This is a genomic window from Sphingomonas sp., from assembly GCF_031372575.1.
Classification (GTDB): domain Bacteria; phylum Pseudomonadota; class Alphaproteobacteria; order Sphingomonadales; family Sphingomonadaceae; genus Sphingomicrobium.
In genome coordinates this window covers 12,950-29,841 of sequence record NZ_JANMLM010000070.1, presented here as the reverse complement: position 1 = coordinate 29,841, position 16,892 = coordinate 12,950, and the positions used below count along the sequence as shown (strand labels likewise).

The following is a 16,892-nucleotide window of genomic DNA, read 5'->3' as shown; positions in this document are numbered from 1 at the left end:
GCAACGCCACATGTTTTCGACGGGATATGGCGGCGATGCCAAACTGCAGGCGCATTGCGGAATCGACTAACGCGGGTTTCAGGACTTCTCCCGGAAGGCGGCGAAGCGCTCCCCGGCCTCCGCACTGCGCGCCGTCGCGACGATCCCGGCCGCTTCCGCTTCAAGCTGGTCGGCCAGCGAGGAACGGTAGCTGCGATGGAGCAACAGTCGCGCGGTGGCCAGCGCCCCAGTCGCGCCAGCGCCAAGCGATCGGGCTAGCTTGTCGCCTTCGCTGGCAAGAGCATCATCGGCAACCATCCGCGTAGCTAGCCCCATGGCGACCGCTTCCTCGGGCCCGACGCGGCGATTGGTGAGGATCATGTCCTGCGCTCGGCGCAACCCGACCAGCCGGGGCAACAGCCATGAGGTGCCGGCGTCGGGACTGACCCCGATCGCGGTATAGGCCGAGGTGAAGTGCGACGATGACGCGGCGAGGACGATGTCGCCGAGCATCGCCAATCCCAGCCCGGCACCTGCCGCCGGCCCGTTGACGAGGCAGATCAGTGGCTTGGGCATCGTCGCCAGCCGATTGATCGCGGCGTGAAGCGAGACCGTGATGCGCGCGATCACCGCCCCGGGCTCGCCCTTGGCAAACGCAGCAATGTCGCCTCCGGCACAGAATAAGCGTCCGTTGCCGGTCAGGGTGACCACCTTGGCCGACGGATCCTCGGCCAGCCGCACCGCCGCTTCCATCAGTGCATCGGCCAGCGCAACGTCGATCGCATTGCCCTGCTCCGGGCGGTTGAGGGTCAGCCGACCAACCCCGTCTTCGACGTCGCACAGCAAATTTTGTTCGCTCATCGGGTAGATCTTTCGCCGGTCTGGACGGAGTTTATGGTGTCGCCCATGATAACGCCATGAATCAAGCGGACAGCGACCGGCGGATCGACCGCATCGAAGCCGAACTGGCGATCCGCGCGCTTGCCGCGCGTTACTGTTTCGCGATCGACGATCATGACCTCGACGCGGTCGGCGACCTGTTCACCGACGATGCCCGCGTATGGTCGCGTGACGGGGTGATGGACGCGCAAGGACGCGCCGCAATTGTCGAACAATATCGCGGGCGGTTTGCGGTGCTCGGACCATCGAACCATGTTAGCCACGATCACTGGATCCGCTTCGGCGACGACCCCGACTTGGCCACCGGACTGCTGTCGGCCCACGCCGAGCTTTATCGCAACGATACGCCGATGGTGACTGCGCTTCGTTACACCGATGAATATCGACGGGTGGGCGGGCAATGGCGGATTGCGGATCGTCAGCTGACATTCCTTTATTATGTGCCGTTGGCCGACTATCCGGGCATCCTCGGGGCGGAGGACCGGATGCGCGCTTATGCTGTCCCCGCGGCGGCGGACTATCCCGAAGGCCTGCCGGGCTGGCGCGACTATCGGCCATGATCGCCCGCCCGCCCCGCAAATTTGAGGATCTCGTCGTCGGCGAGGAGCGCACGTCCGACTGGCGCACCGTCACCACGGATGAGATCGTCGCCTTTGCCCGCGAACATGATCCGCAATGGTTTCACAGCGATGTCGAGGCCGCGAAACAGTCGGTGTTCGGCGAGGTCATCGCCAGCGGAGTCCAGCTGCTCGCCATCTGGCGTCAGTTGGATCACACCATCAACAGCGACGTGGATTTCGTCTGTGGCATCGGGTTCGACGATTATCGGATGAAGCGCGCGCTTCGTGGCGGCGACCGGGTGCGGGTCAGCTCGCGCATCCTGACGCTCACGCCATCGACCAGCCGCAGCGACCGCGGGACCGCAATCACCGCTTACGAAATGGTCAACGACGACGGCCAGACCATCCTGTCGTTCAAGTCGATCAACCTCGTTCATCGACGCGCCGGTTGATCAGCCCGGCGATCCGGCGAAGCTCGTTCGCCGCATTGTCCATCGCCGCATCGACCGTTTCGGGCAGGCCGAAAGTGGGCGCTGCACGCACCACATGGATGTCGGAAATGCCGATGAAGCGAAGCCAGGTGTCGAGGTAACGCATCTGGAAATCGAGTGCCTGTTCCTGTGCCGCGTCGGCAAAGTCGAGGGCGCCAGCCCCGATCAGCAAAGCGCTTCGCCCGGCAGCAAGACCGGTGACATTGCCCGCGGCATCGTTGGTGAACGTCATGCCCGGATGGGTGATGCAATCGATCCAATGCTTCAGCCGATAGGGCAGCCCGAAATTCCACATCGGGGTCGAGATCAGCCACAAATCATGCGCCATCGCCCGGTCCGCGACTGTGCGAAGCTCGGCCCAGCGCTGCTCCACGTCGGCCGCGACCGGTTCGCCATGGATCAGTTTGTAGCGCCCTTCGACAGTCTCGCCGTCAAGCTCGGGAAGCAATTCGCGCCACAGATCGAGCCGGGTGACCTGCGGCCGGTCGAGCGCGGCAATCGCAATCGCGGCAAGCGCGTCCGACCGCGATCGCTCGCGCGGGCTGGCGACAACATGAAGCACGCGTATCATTGTCCGTCCGGATCTACCCACAATATGCCTTCCTCGACGCCGACGGCATAGGTCGGGATCGGCTTGTCGGTCAGCGATCCGGCCGGACTACCAGTGCGCAGGTCGAACCGGATGCCGTGCAGCGGGCAGAAAATGAAACAGGCCTTCTGCTTGGCGCCCTCGAGCAATTGCTGCTGGTGGCTGCAGATGGCGCCGACCGCGAACAGCCCCATCGGCGTGCGCGCCACCAGGATCGGCTTGCCGGCCGCTTCAAAGGCGCGATTGCCATTGTCGGGTATATCGTCGAGCGGCCCGAGCATCACCCGCGCCATCGTCTAACGACGCTGGTCGAAGCGGCGGCCGAGCATCGCGCCGGCGATATTGACCTTCTGGATATCGATCGCCCCCCCGGCGATGCCCCACCCCCACGAATCGCGGAACCGCCGCTCCATCGGAAACTCTTTCGAATAGCCATAGGCGCCCATCAATTGCAGGGCATCACCGGTCACTTCGCGGGCGATGGTGTTGGCAAAACATTTGCCGAGCGAGCTGTCGAGAATGCTCGGCAGGCCGTCTTCGGCATTGGCCGCCGCGCGCCAGATCAGCAGCCGTGCTGCCTCGACCTTCATCTGCATCTCGGCGAGCTTAAGCTGGACCGCCTGGAATTCGGCCAGCTGTTTACCGAACTGCCGGCGCTCCTCGACATAGATCAGGATATCCTCCAGCGCCCCCGATGCCTGGCCGAGCGCCATCGTCGCATTGCCGCACCGCTCGAGATCGAACGCCTCCATCAACCGTTTGAAGCCGCCCGCAGGAACCACCAGATTGTCGATCGGGACGCGGCATTGATCGAAGTTGAGGTCGGCCGACGGAATGCCGCGAAAGCCCATCAGATGCTCGTTCGGGCCGAAGCTCAGCCCAGGGGCGTCCTTCTCGACCAGAACCGCGCCGATGCCTTTGGCACCGGGATCGTCGGACAATCGGCAATAGACGACATAAGCGTCGCTATGCCCGCCGCCCGAGCACCAGCGCTTGGTGCCATTGATGATGATCTGATCGCCATCGATAGTCGCGCGGGTGGTCAAATCGGTCAGCGCGCTGCCCGCGTCCGGCTCGGACATGGCGACCGCGACGATCATCTTGCCCGAGCAGACCAGCGGTACGATCCGCTGCTTCAGGCTCTCGCTGGCGAACCGCTCGACGGCACGTACCGGGCCGACCATCGATTCAAATATCGGAAAGGCGACCGCCGAACTGACCTTGGCAAATTCCTCGAGCACAATGAGGGCGTCGAGATTGCCCAGCCCCAGCCCGCCTAGCGCCTCGGGAACATTGATCCCGAGAAACCCCATTTGCCCATAACGTCGGATGAGGTCGCGCGGCGGTGGCTGGTTGTCGCGTTCGAGCGCCGCGGCAACCACAGGAAGCTCTGCCCGGGCGAAGTCGCGGGCCGCCCGACGAAGTTCTTGCTGGTCGTCGGAAAGTCGGAAATCCATGGATGCTCCGATGTTGGAAGGTACGTACAGCTTTTCACGTTGACCATAAAAAAGTCAAACATGATTGTTTTTTAGAGGTTGTGCAGCTAGCTTGTCGGCGAGCTGAAGAAGGCAGGGCCAGTGGACAGTGCAACGACCGACCGGATCCGCGATGGGATGGCCTATGAGGCATCGCGCAAGGCACCGCCCGACGGCTTTCCCGAACTCCCTGAAATTGCCGCCGGTCGCTACACCGATCCCGCCTTCCTGGCGCTTGAAAAAGAGCGTTTGTGGAAGCGCAGCTGGCTTTATGCCGGCCATGTCGATCAGCTGGCCGAACCCGGAAGCTGGTTCCTGACCCGCGCCACCGGGGCGCCGATCATCGTGCTCAAGGATTTGGACGGCGCGTTGCGCGCTTTCTATAATACGTGTCGCCATCGCGGCGGCCCTTTGGTCAAGGCCGACCAGGGCAATGATCGCGGCTTCGTCTGCGGCTATCATGGCTGGACCTACACGCTCGACGGACAATTGGTGGCGGTGCGCGACAAGCGCGACTTTGTCGGGCTCGACTTTGCTTGCCATTCCCTCATCCCGGTCGCCTGCCAGGCATTCGGGGGATGGATTTTCATCAATGAAGATGATGACGCGCCCGATCTGGTCACGTCGCTCGGCCCGCTCGCGGGCGAACTGCGGCAATTTGCGCCGGATACCTTGACCCTGGTCGACTCGCGCAGTTACGATGTCGACTGCAACGTCAAAGTGCTGCTCGACGCCTTCCTCGAAGTCTATCATTTGAAGTCGATCCACCAGAATACGGTCGACCGCTTCCTCGATCATCGCGGCACCACGATCAGCCTGTGGCCGGGTGGTCATTCGCGGATGACGACCCCCAACCGCCGCCCCGACTGGGTCGACCCGGGGACGATCGGCATGCCCGATATCCCGACCGTCACCGACATCCCGCGGTTCAATAATGTCAGCTATTATATCTTCCCCAATATCGTCATGCCGCCGTCGGCCACGGGGATGCCGATGCTGGTGTTCTGGCCCAAGACCGATCGCACCATGCGGATCGAGTGCCACTGGTTCAGCCCGCCGTTCGGGCCCGAAGGGCGAAGCGAATTGTGGGACAAGCGAATCGCCAATTTCGAGCGGATTCTCGACGAGGATTTGCAATTCGCGCCGCAAATCCAGGAATCGCTCGACAGCGCCGGCTTCACCGGGATCAAGCTGTGTTACCAGGAGCGGCGGATCTACCATTATCACGAGGAACTTGACCGCAAGATCGGTCTCAATCGGGTGCCTGCGGAATTATTGGTTGAACCCAAGCTGGCGGATTGGGTTGAGGCTTGATGAACCGCCACCCTGACCAGATTTCCCCGGCGACCAAGGCTGATGGCGAATCGCCGTTCGGCCTGACCAACGCGGAACTGGCGGTGATGCCGACGGTCTATCGCGACGACTTGCTGGCCGGACAAGTCGTGCTGATTTCCGGCGGCAGCAGCGGGATTGGCAAGGCAACCGCATTCCTCGCCGCGCGGCTTGGCGCGGAGGTCGTGATTTGCGGCCGCACAGCCGACAAGCTTGACATTGTCCGCGATTCGATCGCGTCCGCTACCGGCCGCCAGATTATGACGGTGCCAATGTCGATCCGCGAGCCCGAAGCGGTCGAGGCAATGTTCGACGCGGTGTGGGGTCGGTTCGGGAAGCTCGATTGCGTGGTCAACAATGCCGGTGGCCAATTCCCGCAGGATGCGATCGACTTCAGTCGCAAGGGCTGGCTGGCGGTGATCGATCTCAACCTCAACGGCAGTTGGTGGATGATGCAGGAGGCAGCCAAGCGCTGGCAGGACAAGGGCCAGCAGGGCGGGATCATCAACATCGTCGCCAATGTCGAGCGTGGCATGCCGCAGGCGGCGCACAGCTGTGCCGCGCGCGCCGGGGTAATCTATCTGTCGAAGACGCTGGCGACCGAATGGGCGCCGCATAATATACGCGTCAATTGCATTGCGCCGGGAACGATCGAAACCGAGGGCTTCGCGATCTACCCGCCCGAAGCGCTGGCGCGCTTCCATGAAGCTAATCCGATGAAGCGGCTTGGCAACGGCTGGGACGTGGCCGAGGGTGTGGTCTATCTGACTGCCGGGAGCGGCAATTTCGTGACCGGCGAAGTGATCACGATCGACGGCGGGATGGCGCAATGGGGCGTTGTCTGGCCCGGCGGCATGCCCGATTATTTCAAGGTGCCCGGCGGCGCCTGACTGACAGGAGCCGAAGCGATGGCGAACACCGTCCTGGAGCGCACGCCGCGCGACCAATTGTCCCCGGAGGCCGGGGCGGCCTGGGATATGCTCAACGGCCTGACCGGCGAGCCGGCGTTCATCGAGGCCATGGCCGCGGCGCCCGAACTGCTCGACCTAGTGATGAACCAATTTTACGGTCGGATCTTCTTCGGTGGCCGGGTCAATGAGCGCTACAAGCAATTGCTGCGCCTTCGACTGAGCCTCGCCCATGGCTGCCGCAGCTGTAACTTGCAGAATGTCGTCGGCACCCGCGCTGCCGGTTTTTCGGACGAAGCGATCGCCTCGATCGAGGGCGACCGGTCCAGTTTCAGCGATGCCGAACGCGATGTGCTCGACTTCGCTGACCAGATGGTGATGACCAATGGGGAGGGCCGGATGAGCGCCGATCTCCATGCCCGCCTGCGCCGCCATTTCGATGCCGCGCAGATTTGCGAGTTGGCGGTGGTCGCCGGGTTCATCGGCGGCATGGCCAAGATGGCATTTGTCCTCGAACTGGTCGAAAAAGAAGCCGTTTGCCCTCTATCGCCAGCCTGATCAGCCCGGCGCGAACACCAGCAATACATTGCCCGGCATATGGTAATATAGCCCATAGCCTGAATTGACGACGACATAGCCGCCCGCGATTGCCGCGCCCGGGCCGCTCATTCCGCCGCCCTTGCCCTCGGCCCCACTGACCGTTTTGACAGGGCGTCGGGTGTCGTACGACCAGACCACTTTACCGTTGCGCGCGTCATAAGCCCGAAATTGCCCGTCGAGATGACCGGCGAACACGACGCCGGGGATGGCGGTCACCGCCGCACTGACCCCCGGGTCGCAATTGGGCAGGCCGTTGCAATTGTTCTTGGCGATTGCGCGCCACAGGATTCGGCCATTAGCAGCGTCGATGGCGTGCAGCCCCGGACCGGCAATCCGGGCGTCATATTTGCGACCGTCATGCGTGTCGGCCATGTCGTTGATCGGGACGAACACCGACCGCCCCTCGGCCGCCATCCCGAAATGGACGCCGCCCTGGGTCCCACCATGACCGAGCCGGGTGCGCCACAGGATCTTGCCCGAATCGAGATCGAGACCATGCGCGACCCCCGACTTCTGGCCCGCGACCAGGAAACTGCGGCCGCCATCGTCGATCAGCAACGGCGACGCCGCCACATCGAGATCGGGGCCATTTTCCTTCGGGCAATTGTCATTACCGACCATGCAGCCAACGTTCCATGCGTCGCCTTTGGTCAGCGAGGTAACCCACAGTCGCTTCCCGCTCTTGGCGTCGACCGCAATCACGGCATCGCTATTCCCGTCGGCCGGCGACGAATAATTCTCGCCCGACCCGAAATAGACGCGATTGCGCTTTGGGTCATAGGTCGGGCTGTTCCACACCGGCGCGCCCGATGGTCCGAGGATGTCGGTGCCGACGGCCGTCTTGCCCTGGCTCGTGGCCGGTTGCGGCACGGTAAATGCCTGCCACCGGCGCGCGCCGGTCGCAGGATCGAGCGCGACCACCGAGCCGCGGAAGGTGCAACAGGCATATTTTGGATCGGCCGCCGCAGTCACTTCGAGCGACGATATCGGGACGAATAATAGTCCCCCGCCAAGCGTCGGTGAGCCGGTGATGGTGGCGTTGGGATGATTGTCGAGCTTGACACTCCACAGCTTGGCGCCGGTCAGCGCATCGACCGCATATGCGCGGCCCAATATATCGCCGAAGTATAGCCGTTTGGTCGCAGGGTCGGCGACGATCGCGGTGCGCACCTCGGCCGACATCCGGCTCGTCCAGCGCGTGCAGCCCGTGGCGAGGTCGAACGCATAAAGCGTGCCGTCATGGCCGCCGACAAAGATCGTACCCCAGCCGATCGATGGCTGCGACCGGGCGCGGACTGCCGCCGGATAAGCGAACGCCCATTTAAGTTTGAGCGCGGGCACCTGGGCGGCGCTCAGCCCCGCCACGGCGGCTGGCACAAACCGGCGATTGTCATGCCCCCAACCAACCTTTGCGGGCGGAGCACCGCCCGCGAGCGTCGGGCTGTCGCAGCGCGGCGGCGGCGCAGGTGGGCGATAATCGGCAAGGCTGACGCGGGCGAGATATTCGGCGATCTGCACGCGCTCGGCGGGCGCAAGCCGCGATGCCTGCTGGCTCATGATCCCGCCGTTCATGGCACCGAGGATGGCATCGGGCGACATCATTTCGAGCCAGATCGTATTTGGCGCTTTCGGCACGCCGCCTTCGTGACATCCGGCGCAATTGGCCGCGAACAGGGCCTTACCCGGATGCTTGTCGGGATCGATTGCCGTGCCGATTCGCGTCTGGAATTCGTCGCGCGACTGGACCCGCCCGTCCGCTTCCTTATTTTCCGATTTGGGGACGCTACACGATACGAGCGAGGCCATGGCGATCAGCGTTAGTCGACGCCACCAGACCGCGCCCATCATCAGCGACCGATCTTGAAACCGGCCTGTACGCCAAAGAAGCGCGGCGGCCCGAACTGGCTGTTAAGCCATAGCCCCGCCACGTTTTGAGAGGCCGTCCGATACCGTTCATCGGTCAAGTTCTGGCCGACCAATCGCACATAATATTGATCATCGGTTTCGGCCAAGGTGATCGACGCATCGACCAGGGTCCGGGCGTTGAGATACGTGTTCCCGAGCGGATCGGTGATCGACTGGGTGAACAGGTTGCGGCTCTGATAGGCGATGCTACCGTCAAGGGTCAGTTTATGTCGGCCAAGCGGCACGAGATAATTTGCCGCCAATGTCCATTGCCACTTCGGCGCGCGATCGAGTGGCGAGGATGCAAGATCATAGCCGGCATCCGGCGCGGAATATTTATCATATTTCGCGTCTTGGTATCCGAGGATCCCGCGAAGCGTCAGATTGTCCACCGGCTTGGCCGTCAGTTCGGCCTCAATGCCCTTGACCGTCGCCGACGCCGCGTTGACGAAAATCGTCACCTGGTTGGGCTGGCCATTAACCACCAGTGGCACGTTGAGCTGCTTCTGAAGGTCCGAATATTTGACATAGAAAGCGGTCAGGTTCGCGCGGAGACGGCGATCGAGAAAATCCGACTTGATCCCCGCTTCAAAGCTGCTCGCCGTTTCTGGCTTGGTGGCCTGGGCCGCCTCGCGAAAGGCGTCGAGATCCGCGCCGAACGGGGCAAACCCGCCGATCTGGTCGTTAAAGCCGCCGCCCTTATAGCCGGTGGCATGGGTCGCATAGAGGAAGATATTGTCGGCCGCCTGATAGCCTAGGCTCAACCGGTAGGTCAGCCGCTTGGTCTTGTTCTTCACTTTGATCACGCCGGCTGGGAAATTGTAGACGCTCGCATCGAGCGGCTCATCGATGTTGATACCAAAATCAAAACCACCGTTGAGCGCCGGAATGAAGGTCTGTTGGCGCCCCCGCCAAACCTTGCTGTCCCACGTCTGACGAAGACCAGCGGTCAGCGTCAGCCGATCCGTAATCTTGTAATTACCCTCGGCAAACAAGGCAGTCGATCGTGCCTTTTGCGCATTGCAGAGAATGTAGGGCGTATCGTTCCAATTCCCGAACGGCAGCGGGCCCGAGACGAGATCGAGGAAGCCGAGCAATTGCGAAACGCAAAAGTCGACCGTGTCATGCTGGTAGAACGCCCCGGCAACGAAATCGAACGGCCCCTTCAAGTTGCTGGCGAATCGAAGTTCCTGCTGGACTGTCTTGCGATCGTCGTCGCGTGAGGCGTCGAACACCGACAGCCGATCGCCGTCGGGCGCAACCGCCGTTACGCCGGCATAGGAGTTGGGCAGTCGCGACGTCTGCTTGCGCCAGCCAGTGACCGACGTCAGTTTGCCGAACTCGAAATTATAATCGATGTTGGCGTAGAGTCCGTCGACATTGATGCGCTGCTTGTCGCGCTGGAACGCGCCGTTGCGCAGCGTGATCCCGGAATTGTTGAGCGGATCGCTGCTCGGGTCGGGGTTCGTCAGCCCGAGCAAATCGGTGAGGAATGGCACCGTGCCCTCGTAAAGATTATTCTCGTTGACCGATGGCACCGTGTCGGACCGGTCGCGAAGGATTTCATACTGGAACAGTGCCCTCAAATTCTCGGTCGGTTCGAGCAATAATTTGGCGCGTGCGTTGAACACTTTTTTGCCGCCGACTCGACCGTCGTCAAGGCACCCTTGAACGCCGTCATATTTCGAGGGGACGAAACCGAAAACCGGCCCGTAGCAGGCGTTATTCTTGTAATAGCCGTCGCTCTTCTCGAAGCCGCCGACCAGCCGCAAGGCGGCAATCGGACCGAGCGGGATATTGACTGCGGCCTTGGCCGTGCGGGTGTTGAAATCGCCAAGGCTTACTTCGCCCGCAGCAAAGAACTTTTCCAGCTCCGGTCGTCTTGTGCGCACCGTGACCGCGCCGCCCGACGAGTTCTTGCCGAACAGCGTACCCTGCGGCCCGCGCAGCACTTCGACCTGTGCCACGTCGAACGTGTCGAGCAGCTGGGTTTGTACCGATGGCACCACGAAGTCATCCACCAGCACGACGACCGGTGGCTCAAAATAGACGATGATGTTGTTCTGGCCGACGCCGCGCATGGCGAAACTGGCGGCGTTGAAACCGGTAATCGTCTCGGCCGAAAAATTGGGCACGTACAGCGCGAGATCGCCGATGTTGTCAGGGCTCGCCTGCAGGATAAGGTTCTGGTCGATCACCGACACCGCGACCGGCGTACGCTGCAGCTTGGTTTCGCGCCGCGTGGCGGTGATGACGATTTCGTCGAGCCCTTGCGATGCTGGAGCAGCCGCCGCGGGCGGTTCCACTGCTGCCGGCGGTGCTTCCACCGAAGGAGCGGGAGCGACGTCCTGCGCTAGCGCGGGCGCCGAGATTGATGTTGCAAGCGCCAAAACCGCGCACGATCCTAACAAACGATGGAATGCCATCGGTATCCTCCCCTTCATCGTCACCGTGTCTTCGCACGATGTCCGCCCGAGCCCCCACGCGGGAACCATCAATCGAAGCTGACACAGGTTTTAATAACAATCAATCATGTTTGTTTTTTTCTGATTCCGATCTAGGCTGGCGACGAGCCGCCGGAACGGGTCAGATGGCCAGTCTGCACTTTGTCTTGCGGCAACGAACGCTGATTCGTGAAAAACAGTCATGCTTGTTTTTGTTAGTGCGCTAGTGTGGCTTTAAGGAGAGTCGAAATGACATTCGGATTCCGTGGCTGGGACATTCACATCGGAACGCCTCACCCATTCAACGATCGCGCACCCGAGATTGATAATGGTACCGCCCGTCCCGACCCGTCGCGCTTTTACGATCCCGCTTTCAAGGCGGCGGAGTGGGAACGGATGTGGACCAAGACCTGGCTTCTTGCTGCGGTCGCCGCCGACCTTCGCGAACCCGGCGATTTCGTCCGCTTCGACATCATGACCGAAAGCTTCATCGTCGTCCGTGACACCGACAATAAGTTCAAGGCGCATTACAATGTCTGCCCGCATCGCGGCAGCCGAATCGCGCTTTCGGAATTCGGCACAGTCGATCAATTCACCTGCCCGTTCCACAGCTGGCAATTCGCGCTCGACGGAACGAATGTGAAGATCACCGACCAAGAAACGTTCGATCCCGACGTGCTGTGTCATGGCACCGACCTGACCAGTGTGCGGTGCGAAAGCGCGGCGGGGCTCGTGTTCATCTCGATGGACCCCGATGCGCCGCCGCTTGCCGAATGGCTCGGCCCCGTCGCGGACCATATCGAATTATATGATCCGGCATCGATGAACGTGATCCATCACAAACGGTCCGAATGGGCCGCCAACTGGAAGGGTGGGGTCGATGCATTTTACGAGCTCTACCACCTCCATTCGGTCCATCCCCAAACCCAGTGCGTGATGGACGATCGAACGCAGATCGACGTCTATCCCAATGGCATGAGCCGACAGTTCGTCCCCTTCGCCCAGCCGTCACCGCGCTTCCCCGATCAGGAAACGGTCAATCCCGGTATCCAGATGATGCTCGCCGATGCCGGGATCGACCCGGCAACATTCGATGGCACCGCCAGGGACAGCCGCGCCGCGATCCAGGCTGCGAAACGCAAGCGTGCCGCCGACTACGGCCTCGACTATGACCGGTTTTCCGACACGCAATTGTCCGACAGCACGATTTACGGCATCTTTCCCAACGTCCAGATCGGCTGCCACCCCGAAGCATTGTTTATCCACCGCTTCCTGCCGCATCCGACCGATCCCGAGCGCTTTACCTATGATAACATCATCCTGTTCCGGCACCTCGATGCCCCGGGCTATCGCGCACCGGCGTGGATGGGGCTGAGCGAGGATGTCGACACCACCGGCATGATCCGGCCGGATGTCGTGCATGTGCCGCTGGGGGTAGCGCCCGAACTTGGCGAAGTCCTCGACCAGGATTCGGAACTGCTCCCGATCGTCCAGCAAGGTGCCCATTCGCGCGGCTTCAAGGGGCCGCTGTGGAGTTATCAGGAAGGGCGCCTGCGCCACTTTCACGCCGAACTCGATCGCCATCTCGGCGATGCCGTTTAGGAGCATAGTTCATGGCTTTTACCTTCCTGTCGCGCTTCCGGGTCAAGCCCGAGCGGGACGCCGAGTTCGTCGCGCTGATCCCCCAAATGGAAGCCAATGCCGCAGCTGAACCGGCGACCCTGGCGTACAAATTCTACCGTCTCGACGATCCGCACATGTTCGGCGTGTTCGAAAGTTTCGTCGACGCCGATGGCGACCAGGCACATCAGGCCAATCCCGCAAGCGCGCCGATCATCGCGCAGATGATCGAATGCATCGACGGCACTTATGTGCGCGAAATGCTGCACGACGTTACCGCATGACCAACCGGCCGCTGACCCTGGGCGCCTTGCTGCGTGACAGCGCAGCCGGGGCTAAGGACGTCGATGCTCTGGTGTTTCCAGACAGCCGCCAGTCTTACAGCGACGTGAACATCGCGGCCCGGTCATGGGCCCGCACGCTGATCGGCCTTGGCGTTCAGCCGGGCGAGCATGTCGGCATTTTGCTGACCACCCGCCCCGAATTCGTCGAACTATTGTTCGGCATCGCCATGGCCGGCGCGGTCGCCGTCCCGGTCAATGCCCGCTACCAGCCGGGCGAACTGGCCTATCTCGTCAAGGATGCCGACCTCGTCGTCCTGGCCACCACCGGCAAGGTCGCCGACAGCCTCGATTTCGCCGACCGCCTGCATCAGGCGCTGCCGTCACTAGCCGGGCAGGCCGATGCATCGGCGCTGGACCTGCCCGAGGCCCCGCGACTGCGCCAGATCATCTGCATCGACGAGCCGTGCGAGGCGGGGCTGCTGGCCAAGGCCAAAGCGTATGACCGCAGCACCGCCATCGACGAGTCGGAAATCGATCGCCGCATCGACGACATCGATCCGCAGTCGATCGGATTGATTCTCTACACCTCGGGAACGACTGCCAATCCGAAGGGCTGCCTGGTTCGCCATCGAGGAATCGTCGGTAACAGTCGCAACCTCGCCGATCGTTACGAAATGCAGCGGGGCGACCGCTTCTGGTCGCCGCTGCCGATCTTCCATATTGCCGGGATCTTGCCGTTGGTAGCGGCGATTGACCGCTGCGGCACGTACCTTACCATCCCGACCTTTGACGCCGGCGTTGCGCTGCAGATGCTCGAGCGAGAGAAAGCGACCCACGCTTATCCGTGCTTCGTGACGATCATGCAGGATTTGATCGAGCATCCGCGCTTTGCCGACACCGATTTGTCGAGCGTCCGACTGATGAACAGCAATTTCGCGGTCCAGCCGGCGTGGATCAAGGATCGCATGAGTGCGGCCATGCCCCACGCGGTCCAGGTCGGGACCTACGGCCTGACCGAAGGATCGGGGACGATCTGCACCAGCCGACCCGACGATCCCTATGAAGCGCGCACCACCCGTCTCGGCGTTCCGCTGGCCGACTGGGAAGTGAAGATCGTCGACCCGGAGACCGGCGCCGACTGCGCCACCGGCACGCAGGGAGAAATCGTTGCGCGCGGGCCGAACATGCTCGCCGGTTATTATAATGCGGCCGAGAAAACCGCTGAAAGCATTCGCGACGGCTGGCTCCATACCGGCGACATCGGTTCGTTCGATGCCGACGGCCAGATCATGTTTCATGGCCGCACCAAGGACATGCTCAAGGTCGGCGGTGAGAATGTCGCGGCGGCCGAAATCGAAGCGGCGATCCAGTCACACCCCGCCGTCAAACTGGCGCAAGTCGTTGGTGTCCCCCACCCGCGCTATGTCGAGATTCCGGCGGCGTTCGTCGAGCTCGCGCCGGGTGCAACGGCGAGTGCGGATGAATTGATTGCGCATTGCGACGGCAGGATCGCACGCTTCAAGATTCCGCATCATGTCCGCTTCGTCAGCGAATGGCCGATGTCGACCAGCAAGATCCAGAAATTCCGCCTTCGCGACCGCCTGGTTGCCGAGCTGGACCAACAGAAAGCCACTGCATGACCATTGCCCGATCGTTCATCGCCAAGCTCGTCACCAAGCCCGAAAAGCGCGACGAATTCATTGCCCTCCAGACCGAATTGAAAGCCCTCGTCGCGGCCCATGAGCCCGACGCTTTGGTCTATGAATTGCTGCAGTCGGACGATGACCCCGATGTGTTTCACTGCGTCGCGACCTTCACCGACCAAGCCGCGTTCGACCATCACATGGGGATTGATTTCCACGACCGGCTGGTGCCGCCGATCCTTGAGTGCCTGGCGTCAGAGATGGAACTCGGTTTCTACAAATCGCACGGTTGATCGATTACATCTCGCGCCAGGCGGTTTGCCCGTCCCATTCTTCGGCGGCGCGTCTGACGGCGCCGAAGAAGCGGTTGATGGTATCGCTGTCGGGCAACACTTCGACCATGAAACCGCCAGCGCCGCGCGTGTCGACATAAGTGAAATCAACATCGCCGAACCGGCCGCTCGATCCAGTGGCGAAGCCGAGGGCGTTGTAGCGCGCCGTTTCTAGCGCAACGTCGGCGACGATCACCGCGACATGGTGGAACGCCATCCCGTCCGGCGGCCCATCGGGAAACGCATCGCGATAGACTGACGGCGTGTCGTCGTGCTGCTGCACCAGCTCGATCTGGACATCGCCGGCCTGCGCCAGGGCAAGCGAGAAATCGGTCCGCTGTGGCCGGCCGCGATGGTGCGGATCGGTCAGCTGGATGTGACGGTTCATCAAAAACGGTCCGCACTGAAGCGCATGGGACAGGCGCTCGGCTGCGGCCTCGAGGTCATCGACCACCCACGCCATTTGCACGATCGAGGCGCCGGGCAGGATCACAGGCGCTCCGGATGTTCGATCAGGGCCGACAAAGCCCCCAGGAACCGCGCGCCATCGGCCCCGTCAATCGCGCGATGATCGCAACTCAGGGAAAGGTGCAGCACCGGCACGATGCGAATGGCGCCATCATCGTCGATCGGTTCGGGCCGAGCCGCACCGACCGCCAAAATGGCCCCCTGCGGCGGGTTGATGATCGCGTCGAATTGCTCGACTCCATAGGGGCCGAGGTTGGACAGGGAAAAACTGCCGCCCTCAATCTCATCCTGTCTCAATTTGCCTGCCCGCGCCCGTGCAGCAAGATCAGCGACGACCTCGCCGATCTCGGTCAACGTCATCTGCTCGGCACCACGCAGAACCGGGGTCAGCAAGCCCTTCCCGGTCGCCACCGCAATGGCGATATCGGCATTTGCAAAACGGTGCACGTCCGTTCCGTGCACCTGGATGTTGACCCCCGGCACCTCGACCAAGGCCAGCGCCACCGCCCGCACCAGATAATCGTTGACGCTAGCCACTTTGCCCGCCGCTTCGCGCAGCACAAGCAGCCGATCGGCGCGGACCCGGCGGCGCAGATAGAAATGCGGGATCTGCTGCTTGGCCTCGGTCAGGCGCCGTGCAATCGCCTTGCGCATCGGAGTCATCGCAATGACCTCGACTCCGCCAGCTTGCGGTTTCGCCCGCGCGAGCACGTCATCCTTGCAAATCCGGCCCCGTGGCCCGGTTCCGGTCAGCCCATCCAGATCGACCGCGTGACGCGCCGCCAGCCGCCGCGCCATCGGTGAGGCGAAGGCCATTCCCGGCGCCGTGACCGGATACGCCCCGACCAACGTCAATACCGCGGCCGGACGAAGCGCCTGATCAATGTCCTGGAGCATGATTCGCCCGCCCCGCCCGGTGCCGCTGACGGCGCTGACGTCAACGCCCTCCTGCTCGGCGCGGGCGCGGGCGGCGGGGCTGATCGCGACACTGTCGGGGATCGGCGCCACGCTCGGTGCGGCTTCGACCACGACCGGCGCGGTCGGTTCATCCTGGTCGGCCGCCATGCTGGCATCGGCGGGCCGGAAGGCGGCGATGAATGCATCGATCGCTGCCGCGTCGTCGCCCGCCTCGCCAAATACGGCCAGCAATGCGCCGACCGGTAGCGTCTCCCCCGCCTGTGCCAAAATCCGCACAAATCGCCCGTCGGCCTCGGCCTCAACCTCATTGGTGATCTTGTCTGTTTCGATCAGGGTCAGCACGGCACCGCGCACGAAGTCCTGCCCTTCGCTGACCATCCACCCGCCAATCATTCCCTCGGACATTTCAATGCCCCATTTAGGCATGGTGAAGGCCTTCAGCGC

Annotated in this window: 17 protein-coding genes; 9 read left to right on the top strand and 8 right to left on the bottom strand. The window is 62.4% G+C overall.

The window, feature by feature from the left end:
- Positions 1-78 precede the first annotated feature (78 nt).
- Positions 79-840: an enoyl-CoA hydratase-related protein gene (locus tag RMN73_RS06635; RefSeq protein WP_309602533.1), complete on the bottom strand. Its 762-nt coding sequence runs from the start codon at positions 838-840 to the stop codon at positions 79-81.
- 56 nt (positions 841-896) lie between these two features.
- Between RMN73_RS06635 and RMN73_RS06630 the strand changes: the two genes are divergently transcribed.
- Positions 897-1,439 carry a nuclear transport factor 2 family protein gene (locus RMN73_RS06630; protein WP_309602532.1) on the top strand — a complete coding sequence of 181 codons (543 nt, stop codon included), beginning with the start codon at positions 897-899 and terminating at the stop codon, positions 1,437-1,439.
- Positions 1,436-1,891, top strand: a complete 456-nt coding sequence (locus tag RMN73_RS06625; RefSeq protein ID WP_309602531.1) for a MaoC/PaaZ C-terminal domain-containing protein — start codon at positions 1,436-1,438, stop codon at positions 1,889-1,891. Before RMN73_RS06630 ends, RMN73_RS06625 begins: the two co-directional genes overlap by 4 nt.
- Here the strand turns inward: RMN73_RS06625 and RMN73_RS06620 are convergent.
- The 3 genes from RMN73_RS06620 to RMN73_RS06610 are packed head-to-tail and all read right to left on the bottom strand — an operon-like array spanning position 1,863 to position 3,976.
- Positions 1,863-2,501 carry an NAD(P)H-dependent oxidoreductase gene (locus RMN73_RS06620; RefSeq protein WP_309602530.1) on the bottom strand — a complete coding sequence of 213 codons (639 nt, stop codon included), beginning with the start codon at positions 2,499-2,501 and terminating at the stop codon, positions 1,863-1,865. The two genes, RMN73_RS06625 and RMN73_RS06620, sit on opposite strands and share 29 nt — an antisense overlap.
- The gene (locus RMN73_RS06615; RefSeq protein WP_309602529.1) at positions 2,498-2,800 is read right to left on the bottom strand and encodes a Rieske 2Fe-2S domain-containing protein; all 303 of its coding nucleotides are present in this window, start codon (positions 2,798-2,800) and stop codon (positions 2,498-2,500) included. The genes RMN73_RS06620 and RMN73_RS06615 overlap by 4 nt, the downstream gene beginning before the upstream one ends.
- Before the next feature lie 15 nt (positions 2,801-2,815).
- The gene (locus RMN73_RS06610; RefSeq protein ID WP_309602528.1) at positions 2,816-3,976 is read right to left on the bottom strand and encodes an acyl-CoA dehydrogenase family protein; all 1,161 of its coding nucleotides are present in this window, start codon (positions 3,974-3,976) and stop codon (positions 2,816-2,818) included.
- A gap of 120 nt (positions 3,977-4,096) precedes the next feature.
- Between RMN73_RS06610 and RMN73_RS06605 the strand changes: the two genes are divergently transcribed.
- The 3 genes from RMN73_RS06605 to RMN73_RS06595 are packed head-to-tail and all read left to right on the top strand — an operon-like array spanning position 4,097 to position 6,792.
- Positions 4,097-5,308, top strand: coding sequence for an SRPBCC family protein (locus RMN73_RS06605; protein WP_309602527.1), 1,212 nt, complete (start codon positions 4,097-4,099; stop codon positions 5,306-5,308).
- On the top strand, positions 5,308-6,216 hold the full coding sequence (locus RMN73_RS06600) for an SDR family oxidoreductase (RefSeq protein WP_309602526.1): 909 nt from the start codon (positions 5,308-5,310) through the stop codon (positions 6,214-6,216). The genes RMN73_RS06605 and RMN73_RS06600 overlap by 1 nt, the downstream gene beginning before the upstream one ends.
- An 18-nt stretch (positions 6,217-6,234) precedes the next feature.
- A complete protein-coding gene (locus RMN73_RS06595; protein WP_309602525.1) occupies positions 6,235-6,792 on the top strand; it encodes a carboxymuconolactone decarboxylase family protein in 558 nt (185 codons plus the stop codon).
- Here RMN73_RS06595 and RMN73_RS06590 read toward each other — a convergent pair whose 3' ends face one another.
- Together RMN73_RS06590 and RMN73_RS06585 are read right to left on the bottom strand one after the other, a co-directional pair.
- Positions 6,793-8,640: a PQQ-binding-like beta-propeller repeat protein gene (locus RMN73_RS06590; RefSeq protein WP_309602524.1), complete on the bottom strand. Its 1,848-nt coding sequence runs from the start codon at positions 8,638-8,640 to the stop codon at positions 6,793-6,795.
- A gap of 41 nt (positions 8,641-8,681) precedes the next feature.
- Positions 8,682-11,045 (bottom strand): TonB-dependent receptor, encoded by a 2,364-nt coding sequence (locus tag RMN73_RS06585; protein WP_309602523.1) that lies wholly within the window; start codon positions 11,043-11,045, stop codon positions 8,682-8,684.
- Between the two features lie 387 nt (positions 11,046-11,432).
- Between RMN73_RS06585 and RMN73_RS06580 the strand changes: the two genes are divergently transcribed.
- Genes RMN73_RS06580 through RMN73_RS06565 form a run of 4 tightly spaced genes read left to right on the top strand, consistent with a single transcriptional unit; the run spans position 11,433 to position 15,023 of the window.
- Entirely contained in the window at positions 11,433-12,785 is a 1,353-nt protein-coding gene (locus RMN73_RS06580) for an aromatic ring-hydroxylating dioxygenase subunit alpha (RefSeq protein WP_309602522.1), read from the top strand.
- An 11-nt stretch (positions 12,786-12,796) separates the two neighbouring features.
- Positions 12,797-13,087: an antibiotic biosynthesis monooxygenase gene (locus RMN73_RS06575; protein WP_309602521.1), complete on the top strand. Its 291-nt coding sequence runs from the start codon at positions 12,797-12,799 to the stop codon at positions 13,085-13,087.
- Positions 13,084-14,727 (top strand): AMP-binding protein, encoded by a 1,644-nt coding sequence (locus RMN73_RS06570; RefSeq protein ID WP_309602520.1) that lies wholly within the window; start codon positions 13,084-13,086, stop codon positions 14,725-14,727. Before RMN73_RS06575 ends, RMN73_RS06570 begins: the two co-directional genes overlap by 4 nt.
- Complete coding sequence (locus RMN73_RS06565; RefSeq protein ID WP_309602519.1) at positions 14,724-15,023, top strand: antibiotic biosynthesis monooxygenase; 300 nt, start codon at positions 14,724-14,726, stop codon at positions 15,021-15,023. Before RMN73_RS06570 ends, RMN73_RS06565 begins: the two co-directional genes overlap by 4 nt.
- 4 nt (positions 15,024-15,027) lie before the next feature.
- On the opposite strand, the gene RMN73_RS06560 is transcribed toward RMN73_RS06565, so the two are convergent.
- Complete coding sequence (locus RMN73_RS06560) at positions 15,028-15,555, bottom strand: VOC family protein (RefSeq protein ID WP_309602518.1); 528 nt, start codon at positions 15,553-15,555, stop codon at positions 15,028-15,030.
- Positions 15,552-16,874 (bottom strand): 2-oxo acid dehydrogenase subunit E2, encoded by a 1,323-nt coding sequence (locus RMN73_RS06555; protein WP_309602517.1) that lies wholly within the window; start codon positions 16,872-16,874, stop codon positions 15,552-15,554. The genes RMN73_RS06560 and RMN73_RS06555 overlap by 4 nt, the downstream gene beginning before the upstream one ends.
- Between the last annotated feature and the right edge of the window lie 18 nt (positions 16,875-16,892).

Bases quoted from the DNA above. Each gene is read 5' to 3' on its own strand.
- RMN73_RS06625 (WP_309602531.1), top strand. From the start codon at position 1,436: ATGATCGCCCGCCCGCCCCGCAAATTTGAGGATCTCGTCGTCGGCGAG.
- RMN73_RS06595 (WP_309602525.1), top strand. From the start codon at position 6,235: ATGGCGAACACCGTCCTGGAGCGCACGCCGCGCGACCAATTGTCCCCG.
- RMN73_RS06580 (WP_309602522.1), top strand. From the start codon at position 11,433: ATGACATTCGGATTCCGTGGCTGGGACATTCACATCGGAACGCCTCAC.
- RMN73_RS06600 (WP_309602526.1), top strand. From the start codon at position 5,308: ATGAACCGCCACCCTGACCAGATTTCCCCGGCGACCAAGGCTGATGGC.
- RMN73_RS06575 (WP_309602521.1), top strand. From the start codon at position 12,797: ATGGCTTTTACCTTCCTGTCGCGCTTCCGGGTCAAGCCCGAGCGGGAC.
- RMN73_RS06565 (WP_309602519.1), top strand. From the start codon at position 14,724: ATGACCATTGCCCGATCGTTCATCGCCAAGCTCGTCACCAAGCCCGAA.
- RMN73_RS06570 (WP_309602520.1), top strand. From the start codon at position 13,084: ATGACCAACCGGCCGCTGACCCTGGGCGCCTTGCTGCGTGACAGCGCA.
- RMN73_RS06635 (WP_309602533.1), bottom strand. From the start codon at position 840: ATGAGCGAACAAAATTTGCTGTGCGACGTCGAAGACGGGGTTGGTCGG.
- RMN73_RS06620 (WP_309602530.1), bottom strand. From the start codon at position 2,501: ATGATACGCGTGCTTCATGTTGTCGCCAGCCCGCGCGAGCGATCGCGG.
- RMN73_RS06630 (WP_309602532.1), top strand. From the start codon at position 897: ATGAATCAAGCGGACAGCGACCGGCGGATCGACCGCATCGAAGCCGAA.
- RMN73_RS06590 (WP_309602524.1), bottom strand. From the start codon at position 8,640: ATGGCCTCGCTCGTATCGTGTAGCGTCCCCAAATCGGAAAATAAGGAA.
- RMN73_RS06615 (WP_309602529.1), bottom strand. From the start codon at position 2,800: ATGCTCGGGCCGCTCGACGATATACCCGACAATGGCAATCGCGCCTTT.
- RMN73_RS06555 (WP_309602517.1), bottom strand. From the start codon at position 16,874: ATGCCTAAATGGGGCATTGAAATGTCCGAGGGAATGATTGGCGGGTGG.
- RMN73_RS06610 (WP_309602528.1), bottom strand. From the start codon at position 3,976: ATGGATTTCCGACTTTCCGACGACCAGCAAGAACTTCGTCGGGCGGCC.